The sequence below is a fragment of the Synechococcus sp. MU1655 genome (assembly GCF_023630655.1).
GTDB lineage: Bacteria > Cyanobacteriota > Cyanobacteriia > PCC-6307 > Cyanobiaceae > Synechococcus_C.
The window spans coordinates 1-4,231 of sequence record NZ_JAKUHK010000182.1; the positions used below are offsets into that span (position 1 = coordinate 1).

Annotated in this window: 6 protein-coding genes; 2 read left to right on the forward strand and 4 right to left on the reverse strand. The window is 46.6% G+C overall.

Annotation, left to right across the window (positions count from 1 at the left end):
* Positions 1–379: 379 nt before the first annotated feature.
* The 3 genes from NCN04_RS08695 to NCN04_RS08705 all read right to left on the reverse strand — a co-directional run bounded on the left by NCN04_RS08695 (position 380) and on the right by NCN04_RS08705 (position 2,957).
* Positions 380–961, reverse strand: a complete 582-nt coding sequence (locus tag NCN04_RS08695; RefSeq protein ID WP_250395825.1) for a glutathione S-transferase family protein — start codon at positions 959–961, stop codon at positions 380–382.
* A 459-nt stretch (positions 962–1,420) separates the two neighbouring features.
* Entirely contained in the window at positions 1,421–2,437 is a 1,017-nt protein-coding gene (locus tag NCN04_RS08700) for an SDR family NAD(P)-dependent oxidoreductase (protein ID WP_250395826.1), read from the reverse strand.
* 283 nt (positions 2,438–2,720) lie between these two features.
* Positions 2,721–2,957, reverse strand: a complete 237-nt coding sequence (locus NCN04_RS08705) for a hypothetical protein (protein WP_250395827.1) — start codon at positions 2,955–2,957, stop codon at positions 2,721–2,723.
* Positions 2,958–3,121: 164 nt separating this feature from the next.
* Between NCN04_RS08705 and NCN04_RS08710 the strand changes: the two genes are divergently transcribed.
* Positions 3,122–3,526, forward strand: a complete 405-nt coding sequence (locus NCN04_RS08710; protein WP_084763986.1) for a hypothetical protein — start codon at positions 3,122–3,124, stop codon at positions 3,524–3,526.
* Between the two features lie 7 nt (positions 3,527–3,533).
* Here the strand turns inward: NCN04_RS08710 and NCN04_RS08715 are convergent, their stop codons facing one another.
* The gene (locus NCN04_RS08715; RefSeq protein ID WP_041426960.1) at positions 3,534–3,746 is read right to left on the reverse strand and encodes a DUF8641 family protein; all 213 of its coding nucleotides are present in this window, start codon (positions 3,744–3,746) and stop codon (positions 3,534–3,536) included.
* A gap of 129 nt (positions 3,747–3,875) precedes the next feature.
* Between NCN04_RS08715 and NCN04_RS08720 the strand changes: the two genes are divergently transcribed.
* On the forward strand, positions 3,876–4,231 hold a 356-nt coding region (locus NCN04_RS08720; RefSeq protein ID WP_250395828.1), incomplete at its 3' end, for a Fur family transcriptional regulator.

The window sequence follows — 4,231 nt, forward strand, 5'->3', positions numbered from 1 at the left end:
AAACTTGGACCTGTTGACCAATGCCCGGTCTGTGTGACCTGCATCGATGGAGGTAACGATGCGAAGTTCATCGACTGTTGACGTCCATTGCCTTTGTAGGTCAAACAGGTTTGAATGACGCCATCAGTCTCTCTCACGTCAAGGGAAGTGAAAAAGCGTTCCTGTTCTTTTCCAGTGTGATTCAGCCTGACAAAGCATCCTTGCCAAATTCCGCTGTTATGTTTGAGCAATGTACTTCGAAGATCATTCATCAGTGGGTTGGATAGATGTTAATTCTTAAGTCTATGCATTATTGAAAACAAACTGAAAGTCTGATTGGTTCAATGTCCCCATTGATTAACACTTGTTCTGTTTCTTTTGGTCCTATGCTTATGCAGCTTTAGGTGAATCCCATCACTTTTTGATAGGCAGGTCGTTCGCGAGTGGCTTGGATTAAAATGTTGACTGCTGGATATGCACTAAGGTCCTCATTGGGAAAGAATAATTTGATATAAGCTAAGTAAGATGTAATGGCGCAATCAGCTGCACCCCACTTGTTGTTGATGAAATATCCTTTTGTGATCTTTGAATCAAGTTCACTTAGAAGTCTCGGTAAGATTTTTTGCTTTTGATCAGGAACAAAAATTGCAAAGGCCAATGTTGAATTAGCGAAATGTGTCCACTGGCTGATTAATGATCGATCGCCAGGTTGCTTGATCTCATCTCCATGATGCTCTGCTAAATGCAAAAGGATGGCTCCGGATTCAAATAAAACGAGTGGATGACCATTGGAATCAAGGACAGAATCATCTTTCATGGCAGGAAGTTTTCCGAAAGGATTGATCGCCAGGAAATCCTCCTTAAGATTTTGCCCCTCAGCCAGTGATAGTTCTACAAGATCGTAGGGAATTCCCTTCTCTTCCATGTACCAGCGTGGCATGGAGGCTCGTGTTTGGGGACCGCCGTAAAGGGTGATTGCCACTGCTGATTAGATCTTCGTTGATCAGATAATGCTAGTGGATGATTGGTTTCATCCGCTGGTTTCAAGCATTTGATAGAGACTTGTTTCCATTCTCTAATTCCCTTTGTTATGTGGGTGGATCACCGTGTGATTGAAGTCTTCTTGGATATCCATGGATTTCATGAGTGTTTTGAATGCGTTGTATTGGCATCTTTATTTTTGTTCTTCCAAGTACTACCCCTAAACTCCCAGCTGGTAATTTCAGCACATAGTGCTCCCCGTCTTTGATTTGACGTTGAGCACACCAAGATTGACTTATTCAACCAGGAGATTGTCACCCTTGTTTGGATGAGTGAACAACCCCCTTCCCTTCGCTGGTTAAGTAGCCATGGGAAACGGGTTGAAAGTCTTTCGTTTTTTGAAGACTGCTTTGCTCATTTAGCGTGTCTTTATAGATCCTATTCTGTGATGCTGTTTCTCTTAGTTGCATTCGATTGAGTGGCATTCAAGCAACTTATGCTCGATCAGGTCTTTGCTCAGTGTCCACAACTCTTCGCCAAGTTTTTCATTCTCCCCTTCCTGGCTTGTTTCTGTTTTTTTGAAAATATGGCGTCCAGGGCTGATCAGTTGATTGCTGATGTATTGGAATCCGTTCTGTTCATCGTTACTCCCATCCGCGAGGTCCGCAAGTAAGGCTCCTGCTTTTTCCACTGTTTCTGTCAGTCGTAGTAAATCTCTCGCAACGAAAGAGAAGAGAGCTAGACCAATGGGGTTGTGTTGGCGACTGGTTCGGAAAAATCCTCCGCTTCCTTTGGGAATCACCAGTCCTGGGCTCCATGTGATGACCGGTATTTCCTGACCCTTTTGCTTGAGTTTGTTGGCAAGGTATCGTGCCATCAGGATGTTGCAGAGCTTGCTGTCTTTGTAGGCTTTATCAGCGTCAAAAATGATTTGACCATTGATCATTGCGACATGCTTGTGGTGTCTTAATCCATCGAGTGTTCCAAGTGTGGCTGGTTTGCCAACCCGTCCTCCTCCGCTCATTGGGTTGTGGACTTCTGAGCTTGTGATCACAAGTCGTGGCTTTTTACTTTTGAGTAGTAATGGCAACAAACGCATGACAATGTGTTGATGTGCGAGGTGATTCACACAGAATGTCTCTTCTATCGCTTGTTTTGTGAATTGTGGCTTTTTAAGCCCTACATTTTGAATTCCTGCATTTAAAATGATGGTATCGATTGGTTCATTTTTTTGCAGGAGTGTGCCACAACCCGTTTCAACGCTTTGAAGATCTTGAAGGTTGATGGTTAGTCCCTCTGCTGAAGCCCGCTCTGCTCTCTCGGCGGATAGGGTTTTCATTGTTTCCAGACAACGCTCTTCTGTGCGGCAAAGAAGTGTGAGCTGATGCCCTTTTTGAATTAACCGTTTGCTTGCTTCGAGTCCGATTCCAGAACTTCCTCCTGTGATCAGGATTCGTTGTGGTGTCTCGGACTGCATTTAGGGGTGTGTCGGTTTAGTTTCACATGAGAATAGCCGTATTTCTTTTCGATGGCATTCGTATTATGTTTATATGCTCAGATTATGCTTCTAAATGATGACCTTACTGTTGACTGTGATTCATGTTTTATCGTTTGTTGGTTCGTTGTCTTAATGAACGATCTTGATGCCTGATTAAGAGCTTATTGAGATCACTCTTTGGCTCTTGATTAAAAGGCTTGGTTTTTGAGTTTCGATTGACCCTGAGACCAAGCTCTTTGATGCTGTCTTTTTGGTGATTTTATTACTGTGAAATCCGGTCCCACCACGATGGCTTTAGAAATGTGTCTTCACGGTCTGTTTCTATGAGGTCGCCATTATTGAATTGATCAAAGTCATGGGGATGAATATCAAATCCTTTCTCTTTGGCAACATTGCATTGATCATCAACATCAGCGCATTGGCTTGATGCGCAGAGCGCTTTCAACGTTGGATCCGCTTTGATTGCGTTGGCAAGGTCGATGACGGCCTGAGCGGACATTGGCTTTCTGGGTGTGTCACTCCTTGTTAGCGACGATTTTTGCCGTTGGGGCTGGTTGTTGCTCGTCGAGAATGGATCTGTGATGGACCTGGTTGCAGCCTTCAACGGCTTGAGTTCCGTGGGCAGCTGCGGACACTCATGGTTCGCAGCGTTTCGTGTCCTTGATGACGTTCGGCTTGCGGTCTTGCTATGCCGAAGTCAGTCATGGCTTGGAAGCGATGAAAGGACTGCGCTTGGCTCTCTGCGTCTTGCCATTCCTGAGTGTTGGCGCTGGCTTCGCCGACTCCATTTCTTCTTCGACAGTGCAATTGCAAGTGGGTCAGTCGATTCGCGCGGCAGATGCATCGTTATTGGCATCAGGCTGGTTGCCACAACCTGATCCATCCATTCAGGCCCTTGCGCAAGATCCATCGGGATCAGCACTTCCTGCTCTCTCCTCTTGTTCTGGCACTGGTGTTGGCTTTTGTCGCTACGACTATGCCCGTGATCGACAGCGGCTTTCGGTGGTCACAGTTCCTTCCCCCTCGTCTGATGTGTCTGAATTGGTTCAGCGTTGGTGGATCGATTAGCGACTGCTCAGCCAATGGTGTTTGTAAGCCTCAGTGTTCCCCATAGATCAAAAACGCAGAAGACCACTCCGATCACGATTAAGTCCCAGGCGCGATGACGGATCGCCCAAGGTGCAAGGAAGATTTCAGCAACACCGTGTAGGGCTGTGCCAAGCGCCACGTACTCGAGCACGAGTAATCCGTGTGCCAGCAGGAACAGCCCACTCGCTACAAAGCGCATCAACACTCGCCAGGAGGTAGACACAGCGATTGAAAAACAGATTTAAACCTTACCGGTCTTTCTCCCAGCCATGTTCTCCTCTCGCATTAATGGGTACTGTTGAGAAGAGTTGTTCCGGTGCAAACGCCAATGGCTTCATTGCCAGTTCCGGTTGAAGGACCCCTCGAGCGTGGATTGCATCTGGATGGCAGGCGCTTAACGCCACAGCGTCGACTGATCCTCGACCTGTTCGAGCAGATCGGTGGAGGCACTCACCTCAGTGCTGAAGATGTCCATCGTTTGCTGGTGGATTCAAAGGCCAGGGTCTCATTGGCAACGATTTATCGAACCCTGAGACTGCTTGTTGAGATGGGGTTTCTGCAAGAACTTGAACTCAGTGACGGAGGTCGTCGGTTTGAGCTTGCAAGCGATGATCATGGCGATCATCACCATTTGATTTGCGTTCGTTGCGGACGCACTGAAGAATTTGAAAGCACCTCAGTTCT